Raw genomic sequence first — 19,563 nt, 5'->3', positions numbered from 1 at the left:
ACGGATGAAGCAAAAACTGTTCGTAACACTTATACTATGTTTATGGTTACCGGTGGCATATGCTGCCAGTAACCTGAACTTACTTCCCTGGCCACAGCAAGTGGACTGGACGAAGCAGACGTTCTCAGGCAAAGATATTTCACTTTCACTGGCTGGAAATACCGGACAAATGGTTACCGGCTGGCTGCAGGAAAGCAATATCAACATAAATCCTGCCAGTAAAAAAGTTTTCCGGGTAACGCTTGTCGAAAACCTGCCGGAAGCAACAATAAATCAGGACGAAGCCTACAAACTACAGGTATCATCGCAAGAGATCGCTATCGAGGCAACCACAGAACAGGGCGTTTATCGGGCCATACAAACCCTCCGCCAGTTGACGGAAAAGAAAGGCGGCAGATCCTTCGTCACCGGATGTAAAATAATCGACTGGCCTGCTTTCCGTATCCGTGGATTTATGCAGGACGTAGGACGTACCTACATCCCGATGGAAGAACTGAAACGGGAAATAGCCAAACTGGCACAATACAAAATCAACGTATTTCACTGGCACCTCACGGAAAACCAATCCTGGCGACTGGAGAGCAAGATCTTCCCAATGCTCAACGACAGCATCCATACAACTCGTATGCCGGGTAAATATTATACACTGGAAGAGGCCAAAGAACTGGTTGAATTTTGTAAACGGCACCAGGTATTGCTAATCCCGGAATTCGACATGCCGGGACACAGTGCCGCCTTCGTAAGTACGTTCCGCCACGATATGCAAAGTCCGGAAGGTATGAAAATACTGAAACTGCTGATCGAGGAAGTATGTGAGACATTCGATGTGCCGTACCTTCACATCGGAACGGACGAGGTACAGTTCACCAACCCGCAATTTGTGCCCGAAATGGTCGCTTTTGTACGATCAAAAGGTAAAAAAGTAATTTCCTGGAATCCGGGATGGCATTATCAGCCGGGAGAGATCGACATGATACATATGTGGAGTTACCGGGGAAAACTTCAGGAAGGAATACCGACAATAGATTCCCGTTTCCACTACCTGAACCATTTCGATACCTTTGCCGATCTGCGCGGATTATTTATGAGTAATATCTACCGCCATACCGAAGGCAGCAACGATATGGCGGGTGTCATCCTCGCTATCTGGAACGACCGTTGGGTGCAACCGGAAGAAAAGATCATCAACGAGAATATCTTTTATCCGAACATGCTGACTATCGCCGAACGTTCCTGGCGGGGAGGAGGATATGAGTATTTCGATAAATACGGAACGAATATGCCTCCCCGGAACAGTGAGGAATATAAAGCATTTACAGAGTTCGAACAACGCCTGCTCTGGCATAAGGAACATAATTTCCGGGGATATCCTTTCCCCTATGTAAAACAGACAGACATCAAATGGCGTATCACCGATGCATTCCCGAATAACGGAGATATGGGCAGCGTATTTCCTCCGGAAACCGAGCTGCAAGACAGTTACACATATGAAGGAAAAACATACGGAACGAACGATAGTGAAGGAGCCGGAATCTATTTACGCCACGTATGGGGAAATACTATTCCCTGTTTCTATAAGGACCCGCAGGAAGACCATACCGCTTATGCCTGGACCTGGGTTCATTCACCCAAAGATCAGGAAGTCGGAGCCTGGATCGAATTCCAGAACTACGGCCGGTCGGAAATGGACCTTGCACCGCCACAGGGACAATGGGATTATAAAGGAAGTCGTGTATGGCTGAACGACGAAGAAATACTGCCTCCTGTATGGACAGCCACGCACAAGGAAAAATCGAATGAAGTCCTGCTGGGAAATGAAAATTGCGTGGGACGTGAACCGACAAAAGTCCATTTGCAGAAAGGATGGAACAAGGTATTCATGAAACTGCCGGTCGGCAAGTTCCGTCTGCCGGAAGTACGGCTTGTCAAATGGATGTTCACATTCGTATTTGTTACACCCGACGGTGAAAAGGCGGTAGACGGACTGATCTACTCGCCGGATAAGAAAAGATAAACAGATCATCATACAATGAAAAAAACGCTTTTATTACTATGCTTGTTACTCTGCACGACTGCCTATGCTCAGAAAAAGATCAAGGTGGCCTGTGTAGGTAACAGTGTAACCTATGGTGCAGGCATAGAAAACCGGGAAGTAAATTCGTATCCGGCACAGCTGCAGCGGATGCTGGGAGAGGACTACGAAGTAATGAATTTTGGGAAAAGCGGCGCCACTTTACTGAACAAAGGACACCGTCCGTACAGCGAACAGGAGGAATACCGGGCAGCTCTCGATTTTGCAGGCGACCTGGTTGTTATCCATCTCGGACTCAACGACACCGATCCGCGCAACTGGCCGAACTATCGGGATAACTTCGTCTCGGACTATCTCTCCCTGATCGAATCTTTCCGGAAAGTAAATCCGGAATGTAAAATATGGATTTGCCGGATGACACCGATTGCCCATCGCCATCCTCGTTTCAAATCGGGTACACGCGACTGGTACTGGCAGGAACAGGCTACCATCGAAGAAATCGCGCAATTGGGTAATACGGGATTGATCGACCTGCAAGCCGGACTCTATAACCGCCCGGATCTCTTGCCCGATGCTCTTCACCCGAATACAGAGGGGGCAGGTATCCTGGCAAAAACAATCTGTCAGGAGCTGACGGGAAATTACGGTGGCCTGCAGATGCCGGTCACTTACTCGGACAATATGGTTTTACAGCGTGAAAAGTCGTTACCTATAACAGGTATCGCCAATGCCGGTCAAAAGATAACCGTACAGATTGCCGGTCAGAAAAAGGAAACCGTTACGGCTCCGAACGGAAAATGGTCCGTCACCCTCGAGCCGCTTCAGGCAGGAGGCCCTTACGAGCTGACAGTAGAGGCAGTTTCCGGAAAAACCGACAAAAAGGGGAAAAAGAAAACAGCCGATTCTCAAAAGATCGTTTACCGGAATGTATTGATTGGTGAAGTATGGCTCTGTTCCGGCCAGTCTAACATGGCCTTTCGCGTAAATGAACTAGCGGACTCACAGCATAAAGAACTGACAGCGTATGCGAAGAAAGAACCGCAAATCCGGCTCTTCAATATGGTACCCCGCTGGTTCACGAATGCGGAGGAATGGGATGAAGCGGTAATGGATTCACTCAACCGACTGCAATATTACCATGACGCACAATGGACGGCATGCAACGAACAGACAGCCGATAGATTCTCGGCCGTAGCTTTCTCCTTCGGACAGATGCTTTCGGATAGTCTGCAAGTTCCGGTCGGACTCATATTGAATGCCGTCGGAGGTTCCGGTACAGAAGCCTGGATAGACCGGAAAACATTGGAGTTCGACTTTACCGACATCCTGTACGACTGGATGCAAAACGACTTCATCCAGGATTGGGTACGCGGACGTGCAGCCCTCAACATAAAAAAATCGACCAACAAGCTACAACGACACCCGTATGAACCTTGTTACCTGTATGAAACTGGCATCAGGCCGTTACAGCAATATCCGATCAAAGGAGTGATCTGGTATCAGGGAGAATCAAATGCACAGAATATAGAGACACATGAGCGTCTGTTCCCTTTATTAGTAAACAGCTGGCGAAAAAACTGGGGAGAAGAGTTCCCGTTCTACTACGTGCAGTTATCCAGTATCGACCGTCCGAGCTGGACATGGTTCCGTAACAGCCAACGCCGGATGATGAAGGAAATCCCGAACTGCGGCATGGCTGTAAGCAGCGACCGGGGAGATTCGTTGAATGTGCATCCAAGATACAAGCGTGAAATAGGGGAGCGCCTGGCCCGCTGGGCTTTAAACCAGACATACGGACATCGGATCACACCGTCCGGCCCGCTTTTCAGTTCGGTTGAATTCAAAGATGGTGCCGCCTATCTCTCTTTTGAGTATGCAGATGGTTTGCATACTTCCGACGGAGAGCCGTTACGTACCTTCGAGATAGCAGAACACGACGGTCTGTTTGTTCCGGCACAAGCAAAAATTGTCGATGGAAAGGTCAAAATCTGGAATGAAAAGATCACCCATCCTCAACTGGTCCGTTACGGCTGGCAGCCATTCACCCGTGCAAACCTGGTAAACGGGGATGAACTTCCGGCATCCACATTCAGGTCAAAGGAATAATAAGGCACAGGTATATGAATTATTCGTCATATAGAAGTACAACAACATTATGTATAACAAATCAATAGTAAACGGATGGTTGATCCTGCTGGTCATATTGCTGACAGGATGCAATCGTCCTACCTCTAAACCGAACAATATCATGATCAATTGGAGCAAATTACCCGACCTGCCCGGAATGGCAGATACGGCATCACTGGGAGTATCGGCCCCCTTCACCGGTATCAGCAACGGCAAACTGGTGGTAGCCGGTGGTTGCAACTTTCCCGATAAACCCGTCACCGAAGGGGGAGTCAAGAAATATTACAGCGATATATTCACCCTCGACCTTTCAGACAAAAACGCCCAATGGAAAAAAGCAGGCAATCTTCCTTTGCCGGTTGCTTACGGAGCCTCCGTCACGACACCGGAAGGCGTCGTTTGTATCGGGGGTAACAACAGCACCGATTTCTTTGCAGATGTCCACCTGCTGTCCACTTCGGACAACGATGGAAGCGTGCATATCTGCCGATTGGCATCCCTTCCTGTCCCAATGGATAACCTCTCAGCTACCTATGCCGACCATACGGTTTATACAGCCGGAGGCAATGAAAATAAAAGGCCGGGGAACAGCTTCTTTGCCATGAAACTGGATAAGAACCTGGATGGGGATTGGGAAAAGCTACCTGACATCCCCTGTCCGGCTCGTGTCCAGCCTGTCTTAGCCGCTCAAAAGTCTGCAGACGGAATACGCATCTACCTGGCAGGCGGTTTTCAGCCTCTTTCCGGGGATACGGATGCTATTGTACCATCAGATATGCTCTCATTCCATCCGGGCACAAAAGAGTGGATTACAGAGACGGAATTGCCCTTATTTGACAACGGAGCACGGCGGACCTTCACCGGCGGTTGTGCTGTTGCCTATAAAGACAGTTCGATCTTATTCATGGGCGGCGTCAATTACGACCGTTTCCTGGCTGCTGTCAACCGCCCGAAGCTGATCGAAAAAGCCGAAGCAGACGGCGACACTGCCCTGGTCGGCACATTACAGGAAGAGGGGAAATCTTACATGTTTCATCCGGTGGAATGGTACAAATTCAATACTGCTTTGTTGCAATACAATACCTTCACCCAAGAATGGACCAACCTCGGTGAATACGAACAACTGGCCCGTGCCGGAGCAGGTGCCATACTGAAAGGCGACAGCCTTATCATCGTCAACGGTGAATTGAAACCGGGCATCCGCACTCCCCAGGTCAACCTGGCTATTATAGAATAAACGCTTCTACATAAACAGAAAAGTATTTGTTATTTGTCATACACAGGCATTCAATGGATAAAGGCATGACAAAAAACGACCTACAACGTCGTTTTCCTATTTATATCATAACCAAATAAAGCAAAATCGCCCAGACAGGGATCATCGGGAAAAACTTCTTTCAAGGCTTCGGTTATCTCGACAGCTGTTTTCAGGGTGGCATTCTTTTGGTTGGTCAGCCCCAGTTCCAAAGAGATTTGATGGACATGCGTATCCAAAGGAATGATCAGTTCATGCGGCCGTATCGATGTTCCCCAAATGCCGAAATCGACAATACCGTCTTTCCGGACCATCCAGCGGAGGAACATGGCCAGGCGTTTGCAGGCGGAAGTACCCGTCAGCACCGGAATCCCTTCGATCCCCCGAAACACATCCTGTATCTTTGTGACCGGATTGGAATACGGACTGGCAGCCAAAGCATCCTCCAGCGAATCATATTTGCCGTAGATACCTCTCATCCGTTCACACAACTGCCGCAGATGGGAGTAGGTATAAAAACGGTAAAAAGTATCCCTTTTACCCGATTCCACCGTGTTTCCCGACAATTCCTTATATCCTTCATCCATGATCCAGCGATACGGACTGGATCCCATTGCGGCATGCAATTCGTTTGCTTTTCGCAAGATCAGTTCCCGGCGCCCGTAAGAAATCCAGGAGGTAAGGAAAGCGGATATTTCTATATCTTTCTTCTCGGTGTACCGGTGTGGAAACTGTACCGGATCGTCCGGGATAAATGCATCCACATTATATTCTTTTGCCCACTGGCGGAGCTTTTCTTTTATCTGTTCGTCCATCTGTTATTTCTTCTTCAGGAAATATTGACGCTGATCCTCCGGATAATGTTCGATGGCATACCGGAGCGCCGTACGGGGGAGACGGGTGGCATATTCTTCCAGGAACGCAGACAAAGTCTCCCGGTCTTTCTTTCCGACTTCACGGAGCATCCAACCCACAGCCTTGTGCATCAGATCATGTTTATGCGACATCAGTTTTTCTGCTAACGCCAGCGTATCGGTATATTCACGGTTACGGATAAACGTCACCGTCGAAACCATCGCGATGCGTTGTTCCCACAGGCAATCGCTCTCCGCCAGTTCATACAACCGGGAGCGGTCTTTATCCAAGAGGTAAAGCCCCACGAGATGCGGACAGGTAACGTCCACCAGATCCCAGTTGTTGATACGGCGGGCATTGCCCAGATAGAAATCGTACAGCTTCTTCCGGTCGGCTTCCGAAGCCTTTTTGAATTGCTCGACGGCGATCAGCAGGGCACAAAGGCGTGCTTCATGATATTCGCTATCCATCAGTTTCTGCAATTCGGGCAAAGGAGTTTGTTTGTTCGCCTTTGCGATACTGCGGGTGAGGGGAGCGACCAGTCCCAGGAATACATCGCCTTCAGCATACTGTCCCGGCCCCGTTTTAAAGAAACGTTGCAGGAAAGCAGCCTTCTCCGGATTCGCCATCGAGAGAAGTTCGCTCAATATAAACTCTGCCGTCATGGACGCATGACACGTGATACAGGACGGTCGCCTTCCAAAAATCCGATGACGTTATTACAAACCGTACGGGCCATGACGATACGCACATCCAGTGTCTGTGTTCCGATATGGGGAGTCAGTACGACATTATCCATCTCCAGTAATTCCGGCAGCGGATAATCACCGAATTCAAATACATCCAGACCGGCACCATGAATCGTTCCGTCCTGCAAAGCCTTCACGAGTGCCTGTTCGTCCACCAGCGGACCACGGGCCGTATTGATCAGGATAGCAGACGGTTTCATTTGCTTCAATTCTTCCTCGCCGATGATATGATAGGTGTCAGGCGTATAAGGTGCATTCAGGGAGACAAAATCGGACTTTGCCAACAACTCTTCCATAGAGGCATACGTTACATTCAGTTTCGTTTCTTCATCTACGTACAATTGGCGGCGGTTATGATAGATCACTTCCATGCCACAGGCATTCGCACGTTTGGCAAGTGCTTTTCCGATACGTCCCATACCGATAATCCCCAACGTCTGTCCGGTAATATTCACACCCAGATTTTCGAGTACGCCTATTTTCATATCCTTGCCTAAAGTGCGCAATTTACGGTCGCATTCGGTAATGCGGCGGGCGGTATCGATCATCAGGCCGAGTGCCAGGTTTGCCGTAGGAGCGGTCACCGGGTCCGGGGTATTGGCCACGGTAATACCTTTTTCCAGGCAATAAGCCACATCGATATTATTGTAACCTACCGCATAATTGGCTACCATCTTTAAATCCGGTGCATGGTCGATCAGTTCTTTATTCACCGGGAAATCGAACATGGAGCACAATACATCATACTCCGGGATCATTTCGAATACTTCCTCATAAGTAAAATCTCTTCCGTCGGGAAAAGTCACATCATACTTGCTTTCCAGCTCCGTGAAGCCCTCGCGGAACATGTCGTAGGTTACTAATATCTTTGTCATAAGTCATTACGATTATTATTCGGGCAAAAATACAAATCTATCGTTAATAAATTCCTATTTTTGCAGGTATAATATCAAAAAGCTGTGGATGTGATTAGTTATATTCATGTATAGAAAAATGTGAAACATTTTTCAGTTGACAGATGACAGTTGACAAGTGACAGTTGGGCTTCGCGTTCGGTAAATAAATCGGCTGAAAGCCGACATAACTGTCAACTGTCACTTGTCAACTGTCAACTTTTGAAATGGCTCACTTTTGATAATTATTGAAACATTCAAACATGACAAGAAATAAACTAACAAAATCAACCCTGCTTTTTAGCTTATGATAAATTATAACAACTAACATATGGTTCTGAACTACATCTGGATAGCTTTCTTTCTAATCGCTTTCGTCGTCGCGCTGGGCAAACTTATCTTTGCCGGAGACACGGTTGTCTTCACAGAGATTATTAATTCCTCTTTTGCGTCTGCCAAAACCGGATTCGAGATATCGCTCGGACTGACCGGTATCTTGTCGCTCTGGCTGGGAATTATGAAGATTGGCGAAAGGGGGGGAGTCATCCAATCGTTTGCCCGATTCGCAGCTCCGGTTTTCAGTAAGTTATTCCCGGGAATACCGAAAGACCATCCGGTAACGGGTTCGATCTTTATGAATATTTCGGCCAACCTGCTGGGACTCGATAATGCGGCCACACCGATGGGACTGAAAACCATGCAACAATTGCAGGAACTGAATACCGAAAAAGAATCGGCCAGCAATCCGATGATCATGTTCCTTTGTATCAATGCTTCGGGATTGACACTTATCCCGATCACCATTATGATGTACCGGGCACAACTGGGGGCGGCTAATCCGTCGGATGTATTCCTGCCGATCATGCTGGCGACATTTTCATCCACATTAGTAGCCATACTGGCTGTCTGTATCAAACAGCGGATCAATCTGCTCCAAAAAAATCTGGTTCTGTTCTTCGGCGGATTAGCAGCTTTTATCGGCGGACTGGTCTGGCTGTTCAACTCATTGGAACAGGAACAGGTTTCCCTTTATTCGACCTTATTTGCAAACACTTTATTGTTTACGATCATCTGCGGATTCATCGTCAGCGGTATCCGCAAAAAGATCAATGTATACGACACATTCATCGAAGGGGCTAAAGAGGGGTTCAAGACGGCGGTCACGATCATACCGTACCTGGTTGCCATTTTGGTCGGAATCGGCGTATTCCGGGCTTCAGGGGCAATGGATTTTATCATTGAAGGTATCCGTATGGGGGTAGGTGCTTTAGGCGTAAATACGGATTTTGTGGGTGGCCTGCCGACTATTTTAATGAAGCCGTTAAGCGGAAGCGGAGCACGGGGGATGATGTTGGATGCGATGAACACATACGGAGCCGATTCGTTCGTCGGACGATTGGCATCCATCGTACAGGGTTCGACGGATACGACATTCTACGTAGTCGCACTTTACTACGGCAGCATAGGCATACGCAATACACGTTATACTATTCAATGTTCTCTGCTGGCAGACCTGGTAGGGGCGATTGCTGCAATTACTCTGACATACATCTTCTTTGCCTGAGAGATCAGACCGGATTATCAAAATGTCATTATCATACCGGGTAAATCGGATTAATATGGCGGGTAATTGAAATTAGTACTGCGAGTAATATTTTTTAACGTATTATTCTGATAGATAAACAAGATAAATAATAGCATTATGACAATATCATTTCACGCGGAAGACATCGAACTTCCGGCTATCAAAAAAGAGGCTGTCAGCAACTGGATCAAAGCGGTGACAGAAACATACGGAAAAAAGACAGGGGATATCACCTATATCTTTTGTTCCGACGAAAAGATCCTGGAGGTAAACCGCCAGTATCTGCAACACGATTATTACACCGATATCATCACGTTCGATTATACCAGCGGCAACAAAATATCGGGCGACCTTTTTATCAGCCTGGATACGGTAAAAACAAATTCGGAAAAGTTCGAAACACCTTACAACGAAGAACTGCATCGCACGATCATCCACGGAATTCTTCATCTATGCGGCATCAACGATAAAGGACCGGGGGAGAGGGAGATCATGGAAGAGAATGAAAATAAAGCGTTGGCTATTTTACCAGAAGAATGCCGGGAGAGTTAATCCCGGCATTTTTATAGTAAAAAATTTTATTTGAAGCAGATTACTTAATTTGCAATACTACAATTTTCAAAGAGAAATCAATTGATTCAACAATCTGATCAAAACGATCCAATATTCTCTTTTTATTAAACATAAATGCCTTCTTTCAGAATATTATTTTTTAATGCCGGACGCAATGAATCCCTTAATCGCACTAAATCAACCTTACAATTACATAAAGACTCTAGCAACTCCCTAAGGTCGAAAATGATAAATGGCTCGACTTTTTCCAATGAAACAAATATATCAAGATCGCTTTCTTTTGTATACTCTCCTCTAGCTACAGAACCAAAAATACCTAGTTCTTTAATACCGAACTGCGGTCCAAACTCTTTTTTAAATTCGGATAATATCTTCTTATATTCTGCAACAGACTTCATAAATATATCGTTTCTACAAAGTTAGAAATAAAATCATTATTTACAATGGCTCTAAATCTTCATTTCTTCAACTATCAATGAGCAACTCTTATATGAATTTTCCCTCTTTATAATTTTTGTTTCTCCATTTTTTCCTACCTTTGTAAAGGACTCCTCAGCAGAAAGCCCCAGGGTGGGTGCTGGGGAGAGTGGTTTATTTATAAAGAAGACGTTTATTAGCGTTTGTCTTTCGTATTTCAGAACTTCGCAACTTTTGACCTGTCGAAATGATAAATAGCAACAAAGACGTCCTCCTGATATGTTTATACAAGCATCTGTGTATTTCTTACCCAAGAAATATATGGTTTGTAGTACATATCGGCGTGGGCTTTCTGCGTTGCTCGTTCTCGACAGGTGGGCAATGCGAAGGCCCTGAAATACAGGACGGGCGAAGGTAAGATTCCCACGCCTTCTTGTATATAGACTTTCTTTTACAGAAACGTAACCACCTAAGGGAGTCGGGTACAAGCTAGGAATTAACCATGATTCATATTGGACGGCTTATTGAGCATAAGCTTCATGACCAGGGACGTACAGTTACTTGGTTTGCAACACAATTGTGTTGTACCCGTCCGAATGTATATAAAATTTTCAGCAAGGAAAGTATCGATACCTACCAACTTTGGCGCATCTCCTGCATTCTAGGATACAATTTCTTTCAGGATCTTTCCGAGGCTACAAAAACCGACCTGATTACCTCTTAAATCACCTTCGTGTGTTCACATAGGAAACATAAATGTAAACTATTTGGAACCACTCATTTACCTATTCACACCTCTATTTATCCATATCTTTGCGTTACAAAAAATTAATTTAAAAATACTGCAATTACAGGTTTATCTAATAATGTATTTGTGGCTGAATATTCGTATTAAATAACTGAGTTTGTAAACAAAAACGGGTAAATGATGAAAGTAAAATTCTTATTATTAACATTATTCTTCTGTACAGTCCTGTCCGTGACAGCTCAAACCGTAACAGACAGGATTCATATCGGAGTAAAAGGAGGAATAAATATGTCACGTGCCGACTATTCGTCACTGAAAAATCGTAGTCCTAAATTTATACCGAACGCCCTAGGCGGTATTTTCATGGAATTTGAGTTTGGCGAAAACCACCTATTCTCTATCAGGCCGGAAGTCAATTTCTTAGGGAGAGGTACGAAGATCAGCGAAAATGACCTCGATTACAAGTTGAATGCCAAATACACAGACGTTCGTCTTCCTCTCATTTTCAATTTCGGCAATCCCGACAAAATTCGTCCGTACATATATGTTGCTCCTATTGCAGGATTTGTACGGGGAGGTAAGATAAGCCTAAAAGATGCAACTGGCAGCTATAAGATAAATGTCTCAAGCGCCAACATGGCTGATACTTATTTTGCTGGAGCACTGGGCATAGGCTTCAAACTTCCGATTTATTTATCAGAAAATAAACGAATGCACTTTTCACTGGAGGCGAATTACCAAATGGGCTTCACCGATACCTACGGCAAAATGGAAAAAGACGGGGACGCCTTTGCTGTAAACCGTCCAGCTTATTATCTGAGGGGAGAGCGTAAACTGCATGGATTTGAAGTGGCAGCCACCCTTTCTGTACCGCTGAGTATATTTAAACGTGCCCCGAAGAAAAAAGCCGAGCCTGTTTATATTCCACAACCAATCCAGATTGTGCAAGACACTCCTGTAGTCAGGGAAGAAGTGAAACCATGTTACTCTCTTGAAGAAATCCTCGATTTGATAGCAAAAGACAAATCCGTAGTAGGCAAGACAATCTGTGCAATCGATATGATACACTTTGAGTTTGATAAAAGTGTAATAAAAGAAGATTCTTATCCTTATCTGAACAAAATAACCGACCTAATAAAAAAGACTTCCATGCACATAACGATCAAGGGACATACGGACGGTATCGGTAAAGCCGATTACAACATGGAATTGTCTAAAAAACGGGCTCAATCCGTTTACAATTACCTGGTAGGAAAAGGAGTCGATCCATCCTGTTTAAAATATGAATATTACGGCCTGACACGTCCTATCGCTCCGAATGCAACAGAAGAGGGACGCTTAATGAATCGGCGTGTAGAATTTGAAATCACAGAATAAACCCAATAGAAGAATATAAATCATGAGAACTATCTATAAAAAAATAACATTCTTATTACTGGTGGTATTGGCGTGCGCCTGTAATAAAGACGAAGATACGACAATCGTTCTTGAAGACGGCCAACCGAAAGCGGCCACTTTAATAGTAGGAAAATGGAAACCATCTAAAAAACAACTTATAGATAAACTGACAGGTAAAGTCATAAAGGATGAGCCGTTGGATGAAGAAGAATCGTCCTTTTGGGAATTTTTCGAAGACGGCACATTCGGAAAAGCTGGAAGTACAGGAGATCGTTTCAACTGGAATGTGGACGAAGATGATTATACGGTCAGTTTCGAAGATAAGAAATGGTCGATCGGTGCATTAACAAAGGCAAAAATGATACTTTACCTACTAGGTAAAAAAGGCAACGAAGAGGAAGATAAAAACAATTTACTTGCTTATTTCTTCGACCGATTCGGAGAATATGAAGAGGAAGACGACAATACGGAAGAACCGGCATCCGGTTCAAAAATAGCTAAAATCACAGCAACGACAACGTATTTACATTCTTCCAATAAAAGGGTAGAAACCTATACATTCACCTATGACAAGAAAGGACGCATTGATGAATATTTAGTTGGGGCATCCCAGGCCCCTTTTATATATAGTTATGAAAAGGATATGGTCTCCGTCGATGGTCCCGAATCGTACCGAGGATTACTGAATAATAAAGATCATATCGAGACATTACAATATCTCGATGCAGACAAAAAAACTGCAGCCACTGCTTCTTATAACGGTCTGGGGTATTTAATTACCATCAACAATACGAGCTTGAAATACGACAAGGAAAATAATCTATCGGCAGTCGGATATTTTGAATATAAATACACAAAAGAGAAAAACGATTCGAATCTCGATCTGAATTGTCTCATATCGAATTGTAGTACAGCTTATGAATATGATTACAGCCATTATTCCTTATTTGCTCCTTTTGGTTTTTACGGGAAGTTCTCTACAAACATGATTGTCGAAGAACATGGATATAACTGGGACTATTATTCTGTCTACAATTATGAACGGGATAAAGAAAGCCGTATCATTAAAATTGTTCGTAAAGCCATCAACAATTTCAATCACGACGAAACACTCAACACTACAACATTCGATATTATTTATCAAGATTAAATACAAAAGAATATGAAAAACTTAAATTCCCTGCGATTGCTGAGTTTATTAATATGTGTGGTAATAGGACTATCGGGCTGCTCTGATAATGAGAAAAAGGAAGGTTCCGAGCTGCCAATAACAGAACAGAGTCTGGTTGGAACCTGGGAATTAATGTACTATGAAGGCTGGAATCAATACAACGACGAAAGAGAAACTTTCTCCGAAGATGATAATACATATCGTATTCAGTTTAAAAACAATGGGACGGCACAATCATGGACATATGAGAATCGTTGGATCGAAGATGATTTCACCATTACAGACTGGTATATAAAAGATGATGTTTTATATACACACGATTCGGAAGGAGATGACGAAATAGCGACAATAGTTAAACTGACCGAATCCCGCCTGATCGTTGAAAGCTATTCCGAAGACAGGACACAATATTATAAAGAGACTTATAGACGACTTGATTAAATACAAAATTGGAATCGTATGAGAAAACAAATTCTAATCGCCCTGCTAGCACTCGGATGTACGAGCGGAGCATACGCTCAAAGAGACAAGGTAAAGATACAGGACACTCAGGCACGTTTGCTGGATGTAACCTCCAATGCCTATGTGAAACCGTTGACTGTAGAACTGAAAGTAGATAAGTCAAAAGGACGTATCAGGGATGAATGGACATTGACCAGAGAACAGGCAGAAGCCGAAATGAAAGGGGATATCGTAAATATCCGCAGTTATGCAGTTTACATGTCTTCACAAAAACATAATGCCGATGTTATCGTTGCTGCTACGTTCAATTTCAGAACAAATGACGAGGGTACAGGATATCTGATCACAGTTGTGGGTTATCCGGCGACTTTCGAGAACTGGAAAACGGCCGATACTACCGATTATGAATGGATTCGAATGGAAAAAACACTAACTACTGCCGACAGGGAGAAGATTTCGGCTGTGGTAAAATAAACAAATATCAGTAGTATTAATTTTAAAACGATTACACGATGAAAAAGATTTTACTTCTATTCGTAATGGGACTTTTCGTATGCTCCGGCATGCATGCACAAATTGTTTCATCCCGCAGTGTCGGAATCGAGTCAACCCTTCAACGCCCGTCAGAAACTATGTGGTACTTACGCGGAGGTCTTAATATGGCAGGATTTGCCGGTGACGGGGCCGAAGATATGGACAGGAAAGCTGCCTACAACTTTGCAGTAGGATTCCAGAAACCCATATCAACTATCGGCGCCTATTGGGGAATGGATTTCGGCCTGGGTTCACGGGGATGGAAAGTCGAAGAATTAAAAATGATGACCAACAATATTCAAGTATCTCCGTTTACATTCGGCTGGAAATACGGAATAACAGATAACTTCTACATCGACGGACATGTTGGGGCATTCGTTAGTTTCGATTATCTCGGTAAAATGAAATACGATGGTGAAAGCATAAGCATGGGAGACTGGGAAGATGATCTTGGACTGGAATGGAACCGGTTTGATGCTGGTATGAATATCGGTTTCGGCATATGGTATGATCGTTTGAATCTGGACTTCACATTCCAACGCGGATTTGTGGAAGCTGCAACCGACAGCGAAGCATATACCAGCAATATCATGCTTCGGTTAGGGGTTGCTTTTTGACAACCTTCAAAAATAAAACGTCCATGTCTCCAATGCCGGGAACGTGGACGTTTCTTGTCCAATTAAAAATATAAAAACATATGTTACGAGTTTCAATCTTGTTCTTATTCCTATTCCGCATATTCATGCTGGCATCCCAGACATTTGTGGAAACCGGGAACATGTATCCGTTAAGTGTAGACGGGAATAAATATGTCGTCAGTGGGTTCATGACCTTTGAAAACCTAAAAGATGAGGAAATATATGCAAACGCCTTATTATGGACGGTTGAAAATGTCTGTCCTAAACAGCAGGAAGGAATCACCAAGAGAGACATTAAAAACAAAAGTTTCAGTTGTAACCTCATATTAGGCTCACTGGCCGACTCAGGATTGGATAATACATATTATTGCCGGGCTATTTTCCGGGTGGCAGACAAGAAACTGGTTTATTATCTTTCAGATGTATTGATAGAATCGGCTGCTTTCGTAATGAAAAAAGTAACGCCGTTTGAAAAACTGACACCAGAAAAGAAGACGTCACACAAACAGATAATGGACGATTTTGTAGGGGTAGAGTCTTCCATACTCAACAAAATGTTTGACTTCATAACGAATAACAAATTACCGGAGATCACTCACTGGGATGAAATCTGCATCCGCAAACCCGTGAAAGGCATGAACGAAGACGAATGCAGGCTGGCTTTCGGCAAACCGCAAACGATTCTGGAAACCAACGGTGAAGTCCAATGGATGTATAACAGTTCCTTTTATTTATTCTTCAAAAACGGACAGGTTCAGACTATCATAAAATAAATCATATCAGTTAGATATATCCCCGGAAAACACCTGGGTATAACATTTGCAACAAAGAATGAAAACAAGCCTATTATTGTTTATTCTTCTCTTTGTACCGGGTGCTCTATGCGCCAATGGAAGGGAAGTTAAAGACACTCTCTCAAACACTTATTGCGACAAAACGATACAATTCCGGGCACAGCAACTCATACTCCCGGCATCTCTTATACTGGTGGGATCATGGGGTGTTTCTAACGGTTTCCTGCAATCGCTCAACCATTCGGTAAAAGACCAGATGACTGACCTGCGAAAAAACCGTTTCTTTCATGCGGACGATTATATACAATACCTGCCGGTCATATCTTATGCCGGTTTAGGTTTAATCGAAGAGGAGTCCAAACATTCGTTCAAAGAAAGGCTTATCATTACAGCCACCTCTTATCTGGCAATGGGAATAATGGTGAACGGAACAAAACTAGCCATAGACGAGAAACGACCGGATTCCTCTGCCGAAAATTCTTTTCCTTCGGGACATACCGCCACAGCCTTTATGGGTGCCGAATTGGTCCGTATAGAATACGGTCTGGGATATGGAATCAGTGCGTACCTCATAGCCAGCAGCGTGGCAGCTTTACGTCTTTACAACAATAGGCATTGGCTGAATGATGTACTGGCAGGGGCAGGCATCGGTATTCTGAGTGCCCGTATAGGCTATTGGCTCTTACCTGTCAACAAAAGGCTATTCAGATTAAATAGAAAAGAGACCGCAATGATAATAACATCTCCTTTTTATGATCACGAAAACCAGGCTTTCGGAGCAGCTTTATCCATACGGTTTTAATCTAGAAATGCCATCCGACATTCAATTGGATAACTCCATCATGTTCTTTTCCTTTAAACAGACTGAAACCACCATCGTGGCTACCACTACATCTTTGTGAACATCTATTCCACAACCCCGGAGGATGACTTGTTCGAAATCTACTGTATTCATAGCATTCTGTCTTTTGGCAAATGCTTCTTACTAAGTAAAGAACGACCAAATTACATACTCTTGGACGAAATTTATTTCATGGGTATTTCATATTCAGATATTATTAAACTTACTTTACAAAACAATAAAACCAATTGCTCGTGCGTTTAAATTACTTAAACACATCTAATTATGTATTATTATGAACACTCTAGTATTAAAAGAAACAGGACTAAGAGTTTTTAAGAATTTACCGGAAATCTGGTATATTATTCTTTTATCAATATCCACTTATAAAATGGTAAGTTTTTTGATTGCTAAAGGAGGGGAAGGGAATAACATAACATTTACCCTATCTGCGATTTTTCCGATTCTTATAGGCATACTAATCAAACAACTGTTCTCGAAAAATAAATGGATTTCTCGGTTAACAGGTTTCATTTTCTCAGTTATTTCCTCATATATGCTTATTGCTTTTTTACACGAATATAGGGAAATAGCTAATACTTTAGAGTTAATGATAACAGGAATATTGATCGGGATATCGTTGTTACTGGGTTTCAAAATGTGGAATGCATCTTTATTGATAAAACAATATCTATCAGCGAATTATACAACAAAGACTTCTGCTGGAAAATCAATAACTAAAGAATGATATGTCAAAAAATCAGTATTTACCGGACGCAGACGAGCGCAGATATCATTAGTTATCAATAACAAATCTGTGTCCAGTTATCTGATTCAACATACCTTCATACAGTAAAAGAGACATTAGAAACGCCATCCGACATTAAACTGGATAACTCCATTATGTTCTTTCCCTTTGAACAGGCAGACACTACCGGGAGCACATTGTGAGTCACGGTAAAGATAAGTACATCCTAAATTGTAATTTGCAGAAAGAACCAATCCCATATCAAAAGCATAACCGGCTCCCATGGAGAAAGACAAATCACAATTTCGGACGTCGTCTTTTATATCTCCCGAAAAAGTTCTTGTATCGGAAGGCTTATAATTCAATTCGTATTGAAAATCCGTAGCTTTAGCTTTTACATTAATTCCCAGTTGTGGCCCGGCAAACATATGAAATCCTTTATACAAATAAAACTTTACATGAAGAGGTATATTTAAATAATCAATATTCAATTTAGATGTTTCTCCTTTATATTTATACCGATGTCCTTGCATGGAATAATAAATACCTGGTTCCAGTGCAAACAATTTGGAAAAACGAATTTCCCCGGCAACTCCGACATTGACTCCCGGACGCATATCAGCAAAGCTTTCCGGATAGGTATTAGCCAGGTTAAACCCGACACGGGGAATAAAATGAAACTCTTGTGCGGATATCTGGATGGAGATAAGAGCAACAAATAAAAGGAGTACCAACTTTTTCATAACATATTTAATAACATTGTTAAATATATAGATGCCAGATATTATCAATATGTTGCATGAGAACTTAGTTTTTAATACATGAAGTCATAAAAGCAATAAAATCGGTGAATACTTCGTTTATTAAACAGTACTCACTCAAAAACATATTATTATGAGCACATTAGCATCAAACCCACGAATCAGTAAAATGCTTCATTCAATTTCAGAAATTTGGTTTATCATTATTTTGTCCATTCCTGCATGGAGCATGATTCGTTATCTGATCATAAAAGAGTTTGATAACTTTACTTTTGTTCTTACTTTGTTTTTTACGATTGCTATAGACTTACTGATCAAACAAATTTTTCAAAAAACAGGATGGATAAGTCTATTAGTTGGTTTTCTTCTTTCGTTCGCTTCCCTGTATATGATTGGGGCATTGCTTTCCGAATATAATGAATTTTCTACAGGGAGAGAGCCAAATGCCATATTGATGCTCACTGTAGGAGGAACTCTTTTTGGAATATCCCTAATTCTGGCACTAAAAATGTGTTATCAAGGGGTACTTAATATGCTTGCCAGTTAAAAGCTGTTATGCTTCGTCTACAGATTTACATTTTGTGATTATCTCTGTATGATGTCTCCATGGTATTTCTGCCACAAGTTGTGGCAGTTTCTGTTGTTGAAATTCTGCACCAAGTTGGTGCAGTTTTATTTCATTACCAGAATAAAATAAAAACCACTTTTTCATGTACCACAGATTACGAGCTGAAAAACCTTTCATCTCAGGAAAAGCGATACGCAAGTCAGCGCTTAGTTGTTCAATAACGCTATCACCCCAATTGGAAATGGATTGTTTACGAACAATATCAGAGCCAATGCTCCAATACAATTCAAGAAGTTCTGTATTTACTCTTAAAGCCGCTTTGATCTGGCTTTGTCTGATACGCTGTTTGAGTTCTATCAGCCATTGCTGATACTCTTTGTCTGTCTTAATTAAATTGTTCATAGTCTCGGAATT

22 protein-coding genes are annotated in these 19,563 nt (G+C 43.0%); 15 read left to right on the top strand and 7 right to left on the bottom strand.

Features of this window, described 5'->3' with window-relative positions; all coding sequences use genetic code 11:
- The first annotated feature begins 4 nt into the window (after nucleotides 1-4).
- The 3 genes from DWW23_RS19740 to DWW23_RS19730 are packed head-to-tail and all read left to right on the top strand — an operon-like array spanning nucleotide 5 to nucleotide 5,396.
- On the top strand, nucleotides 5-2,014 hold the full coding sequence (locus tag DWW23_RS19740; RefSeq protein ID WP_122355370.1) for a family 20 glycosylhydrolase: 2,010 nt from the start codon (nucleotides 5-7) through the stop codon (nucleotides 2,012-2,014).
- A 15-nt stretch (nucleotides 2,015-2,029) separates the two neighbouring features.
- Nucleotides 2,030-4,138 carry a GDSL-type esterase/lipase family protein gene (locus DWW23_RS19735; protein ID WP_122355368.1) on the top strand — a complete coding sequence of 703 codons (2,109 nt, stop codon included), beginning with the start codon at nucleotides 2,030-2,032 and terminating at the stop codon, nucleotides 4,136-4,138.
- Nucleotides 4,139-4,187: 49 nt separating this feature from the next.
- Nucleotides 4,188-5,396, top strand: a complete 1,209-nt coding sequence (locus DWW23_RS19730) for a cyclically-permuted mutarotase family protein (protein ID WP_122355365.1) — start codon at nucleotides 4,188-4,190, stop codon at nucleotides 5,394-5,396.
- Nucleotides 5,397-5,476: 80 nt separating this feature from the next.
- Here DWW23_RS19730 and DWW23_RS19725 read toward each other — a convergent pair whose 3' ends face one another.
- From DWW23_RS19725 to DWW23_RS19715, 3 genes are read right to left on the bottom strand one after another with little or no spacing between them, the layout of a single operon-like run.
- Complete coding sequence (locus DWW23_RS19725) at nucleotides 5,477-6,229, bottom strand: TIGR02757 family protein (RefSeq protein WP_122355363.1); 753 nt, start codon at nucleotides 6,227-6,229, stop codon at nucleotides 5,477-5,479.
- A 3-nt stretch (nucleotides 6,230-6,232) separates the two neighbouring features.
- Complete coding sequence (locus tag DWW23_RS19720) at nucleotides 6,233-6,934, bottom strand: DNA alkylation repair protein (RefSeq protein ID WP_122355361.1); 702 nt, start codon at nucleotides 6,932-6,934, stop codon at nucleotides 6,233-6,235.
- Entirely contained in the window at nucleotides 6,931-7,893 is a 963-nt protein-coding gene (locus DWW23_RS19715; RefSeq protein ID WP_122355359.1) for a 2-hydroxyacid dehydrogenase family protein, read from the bottom strand. The genes DWW23_RS19720 and DWW23_RS19715 overlap by 4 nt, the downstream gene beginning before the upstream one ends.
- Before the next feature lie 349 nt (nucleotides 7,894-8,242).
- Between DWW23_RS19715 and DWW23_RS19710 the strand changes: the two genes are divergently transcribed.
- The gene (locus DWW23_RS19710; protein ID WP_122355357.1) at nucleotides 8,243-9,475 is read left to right on the top strand and encodes a nucleoside recognition domain-containing protein; all 1,233 of its coding nucleotides are present in this window, start codon (nucleotides 8,243-8,245) and stop codon (nucleotides 9,473-9,475) included.
- Between the two features lie 138 nt (nucleotides 9,476-9,613).
- Nucleotides 9,614-10,048, top strand: coding sequence for an rRNA maturation RNase YbeY (ybeY, locus tag DWW23_RS19705; RefSeq protein ID WP_122355355.1), 435 nt, complete (start codon nucleotides 9,614-9,616; stop codon nucleotides 10,046-10,048).
- 125 nt (nucleotides 10,049-10,173) lie between these two features.
- Here the strand turns inward: ybeY and DWW23_RS19700 are convergent, their stop codons facing one another.
- Nucleotides 10,174-10,467, bottom strand: coding sequence for a nucleotidyltransferase family protein (locus DWW23_RS19700; protein ID WP_122355353.1), 294 nt, complete (start codon nucleotides 10,465-10,467; stop codon nucleotides 10,174-10,176).
- Between the two features lie 521 nt (nucleotides 10,468-10,988).
- On the opposite strand from DWW23_RS19700, the gene DWW23_RS19695 reads away from it, so the two are divergent.
- The 8 genes from DWW23_RS19695 to DWW23_RS19660 all read left to right on the top strand — a co-directional run bounded on the left by DWW23_RS19695 (nucleotide 10,989) and on the right by DWW23_RS19660 (nucleotide 17,033).
- Nucleotides 10,989-11,210 carry a hypothetical protein gene (locus DWW23_RS19695; protein ID WP_122355351.1) on the top strand — a complete coding sequence of 74 codons (222 nt, stop codon included), beginning with the start codon at nucleotides 10,989-10,991 and terminating at the stop codon, nucleotides 11,208-11,210.
- A gap of 201 nt (nucleotides 11,211-11,411) precedes the next feature.
- The gene (locus tag DWW23_RS19690; RefSeq protein ID WP_122355349.1) at nucleotides 11,412-12,611 is read left to right on the top strand and encodes an OmpA family protein; all 1,200 of its coding nucleotides are present in this window, start codon (nucleotides 11,412-11,414) and stop codon (nucleotides 12,609-12,611) included.
- Nucleotides 12,612-12,633: 22 nt separating this feature from the next.
- Nucleotides 12,634-13,782, top strand: a complete 1,149-nt coding sequence (locus DWW23_RS19685) for a hypothetical protein (protein ID WP_122355347.1) — start codon at nucleotides 12,634-12,636, stop codon at nucleotides 13,780-13,782.
- Between the two features lie 12 nt (nucleotides 13,783-13,794).
- Nucleotides 13,795-14,244: a lipocalin family protein gene (locus DWW23_RS19680; RefSeq protein ID WP_122355345.1), complete on the top strand. Its 450-nt coding sequence runs from the start codon at nucleotides 13,795-13,797 to the stop codon at nucleotides 14,242-14,244.
- An 18-nt stretch (nucleotides 14,245-14,262) separates the two neighbouring features.
- Complete coding sequence (locus DWW23_RS19675) at nucleotides 14,263-14,739, top strand: hypothetical protein (protein WP_122355343.1); 477 nt, start codon at nucleotides 14,263-14,265, stop codon at nucleotides 14,737-14,739.
- A 38-nt stretch (nucleotides 14,740-14,777) separates the two neighbouring features.
- Nucleotides 14,778-15,416 (top strand): outer membrane beta-barrel protein, encoded by a 639-nt coding sequence (locus tag DWW23_RS19670; protein ID WP_122355341.1) that lies wholly within the window; start codon nucleotides 14,778-14,780, stop codon nucleotides 15,414-15,416.
- 80 nt (nucleotides 15,417-15,496) lie between these two features.
- Nucleotides 15,497-16,210, top strand: a complete 714-nt coding sequence (locus tag DWW23_RS19665; RefSeq protein WP_122355339.1) for a hypothetical protein — start codon at nucleotides 15,497-15,499, stop codon at nucleotides 16,208-16,210.
- A gap of 58 nt (nucleotides 16,211-16,268) precedes the next feature.
- Nucleotides 16,269-17,033 carry a phosphatase PAP2 family protein gene (locus tag DWW23_RS19660; RefSeq protein ID WP_122355337.1) on the top strand — a complete coding sequence of 255 codons (765 nt, stop codon included), beginning with the start codon at nucleotides 16,269-16,271 and terminating at the stop codon, nucleotides 17,031-17,033.
- A gap of 21 nt (nucleotides 17,034-17,054) precedes the next feature.
- Here DWW23_RS19660 and DWW23_RS26955 read toward each other — a convergent pair whose 3' ends face one another.
- On the bottom strand, nucleotides 17,055-17,186 hold the full coding sequence (locus DWW23_RS26955; RefSeq protein WP_255419617.1) for a hypothetical protein: 132 nt from the start codon (nucleotides 17,184-17,186) through the stop codon (nucleotides 17,055-17,057).
- A 181-nt stretch (nucleotides 17,187-17,367) separates the two neighbouring features.
- Between DWW23_RS26955 and DWW23_RS19655 the strand changes: the two genes are divergently transcribed.
- On the top strand, nucleotides 17,368-17,820 hold the full coding sequence (locus DWW23_RS19655) for a hypothetical protein (RefSeq protein WP_122355335.1): 453 nt from the start codon (nucleotides 17,368-17,370) through the stop codon (nucleotides 17,818-17,820).
- Between the two features lie 116 nt (nucleotides 17,821-17,936).
- Here DWW23_RS19655 and DWW23_RS19650 read toward each other — a convergent pair whose 3' ends face one another.
- On the bottom strand, nucleotides 17,937-18,563 hold the full coding sequence (locus tag DWW23_RS19650; RefSeq protein ID WP_122355332.1) for a porin family protein: 627 nt from the start codon (nucleotides 18,561-18,563) through the stop codon (nucleotides 17,937-17,939).
- A 151-nt stretch (nucleotides 18,564-18,714) separates the two neighbouring features.
- On the opposite strand from DWW23_RS19650, the gene DWW23_RS19645 reads away from it, so the two are divergent.
- Entirely contained in the window at nucleotides 18,715-19,128 is a 414-nt protein-coding gene (locus DWW23_RS19645) for a hypothetical protein (protein ID WP_122355330.1), read from the top strand.
- A gap of 6 nt (nucleotides 19,129-19,134) precedes the next feature.
- Here the strand turns inward: DWW23_RS19645 and DWW23_RS19640 are convergent, their stop codons facing one another.
- Nucleotides 19,135-19,551 (bottom strand): DUF1016 N-terminal domain-containing protein, encoded by a 417-nt coding sequence (locus DWW23_RS19640; protein WP_122355396.1) that lies wholly within the window; start codon nucleotides 19,549-19,551, stop codon nucleotides 19,135-19,137.
- Between the last annotated feature and the right edge of the window lie 12 nt (nucleotides 19,552-19,563).

The sequence above is a fragment of the Parabacteroides sp. AF14-59 genome (genome assembly GCF_003479515.1).
Lineage (GTDB): Bacteria > Bacteroidota > Bacteroidia > Bacteroidales > Tannerellaceae > Parabacteroides > Parabacteroides faecis.
Note: the sequence above shows the minus strand (reverse complement) of the source record. Positions and strands in the feature narration are given on the sequence as shown.

Coding starts and splice junctions, on each gene's coding strand:
- DWW23_RS19670 (WP_122355341.1), top strand. CDS start 14,778: ATGAAAAAGATTTTACTTCTATTCGTAATGGGACTTTTCGTATGCTCC.
- DWW23_RS19650 (WP_122355332.1), bottom strand. CDS start 18,563: ATGAAAAAGTTGGTACTCCTTTTATTTGTTGCTCTTATCTCCATCCAG.
- DWW23_RS19685 (WP_122355347.1), top strand. CDS start 12,634: ATGAGAACTATCTATAAAAAAATAACATTCTTATTACTGGTGGTATTG.
- DWW23_RS19725 (WP_122355363.1), bottom strand. CDS start 6,229: ATGGACGAACAGATAAAAGAAAAGCTCCGCCAGTGGGCAAAAGAATAT.
- DWW23_RS19720 (WP_122355361.1), bottom strand. CDS start 6,934: ATGACGGCAGAGTTTATATTGAGCGAACTTCTCTCGATGGCGAATCCG.
- DWW23_RS19730 (WP_122355365.1), top strand. CDS start 4,188: ATGTATAACAAATCAATAGTAAACGGATGGTTGATCCTGCTGGTCATA.
- DWW23_RS19710 (WP_122355357.1), top strand. CDS start 8,243: ATGGTTCTGAACTACATCTGGATAGCTTTCTTTCTAATCGCTTTCGTC.
- DWW23_RS19695 (WP_122355351.1), top strand. CDS start 10,989: ATGATTCATATTGGACGGCTTATTGAGCATAAGCTTCATGACCAGGGA.
- DWW23_RS19655 (WP_122355335.1), top strand. CDS start 17,368: ATGAACACTCTAGTATTAAAAGAAACAGGACTAAGAGTTTTTAAGAAT.
- DWW23_RS19740 (WP_122355370.1), top strand. CDS start 5: ATGAAGCAAAAACTGTTCGTAACACTTATACTATGTTTATGGTTACCG.
- ybeY (WP_122355355.1), top strand. CDS start 9,614: ATGACAATATCATTTCACGCGGAAGACATCGAACTTCCGGCTATCAAA.
- DWW23_RS19645 (WP_122355330.1), top strand. CDS start 18,715: ATGAGCACATTAGCATCAAACCCACGAATCAGTAAAATGCTTCATTCA.
- DWW23_RS26955 (WP_255419617.1), bottom strand. CDS start 17,186: ATGAATACAGTAGATTTCGAACAAGTCATCCTCCGGGGTTGTGGAATA.
- DWW23_RS19690 (WP_122355349.1), top strand. CDS start 11,412: ATGATGAAAGTAAAATTCTTATTATTAACATTATTCTTCTGTACAGTC.
- DWW23_RS19665 (WP_122355339.1), top strand. CDS start 15,497: ATGTTACGAGTTTCAATCTTGTTCTTATTCCTATTCCGCATATTCATG.
- DWW23_RS19735 (WP_122355368.1), top strand. CDS start 2,030: ATGAAAAAAACGCTTTTATTACTATGCTTGTTACTCTGCACGACTGCC.
- DWW23_RS19680 (WP_122355345.1), top strand. CDS start 13,795: ATGAAAAACTTAAATTCCCTGCGATTGCTGAGTTTATTAATATGTGTG.
- DWW23_RS19700 (WP_122355353.1), bottom strand. CDS start 10,467: ATGAAGTCTGTTGCAGAATATAAGAAGATATTATCCGAATTTAAAAAA.
- DWW23_RS19715 (WP_122355359.1), bottom strand. CDS start 7,893: ATGACAAAGATATTAGTAACCTACGACATGTTCCGCGAGGGCTTCACG.
- DWW23_RS19660 (WP_122355337.1), top strand. CDS start 16,269: ATGAAAACAAGCCTATTATTGTTTATTCTTCTCTTTGTACCGGGTGCT.
- DWW23_RS19640 (WP_122355396.1), bottom strand. CDS start 19,551: ATGAACAATTTAATTAAGACAGACAAAGAGTATCAGCAATGGCTGATA.
- DWW23_RS19675 (WP_122355343.1), top strand. CDS start 14,263: ATGAGAAAACAAATTCTAATCGCCCTGCTAGCACTCGGATGTACGAGC.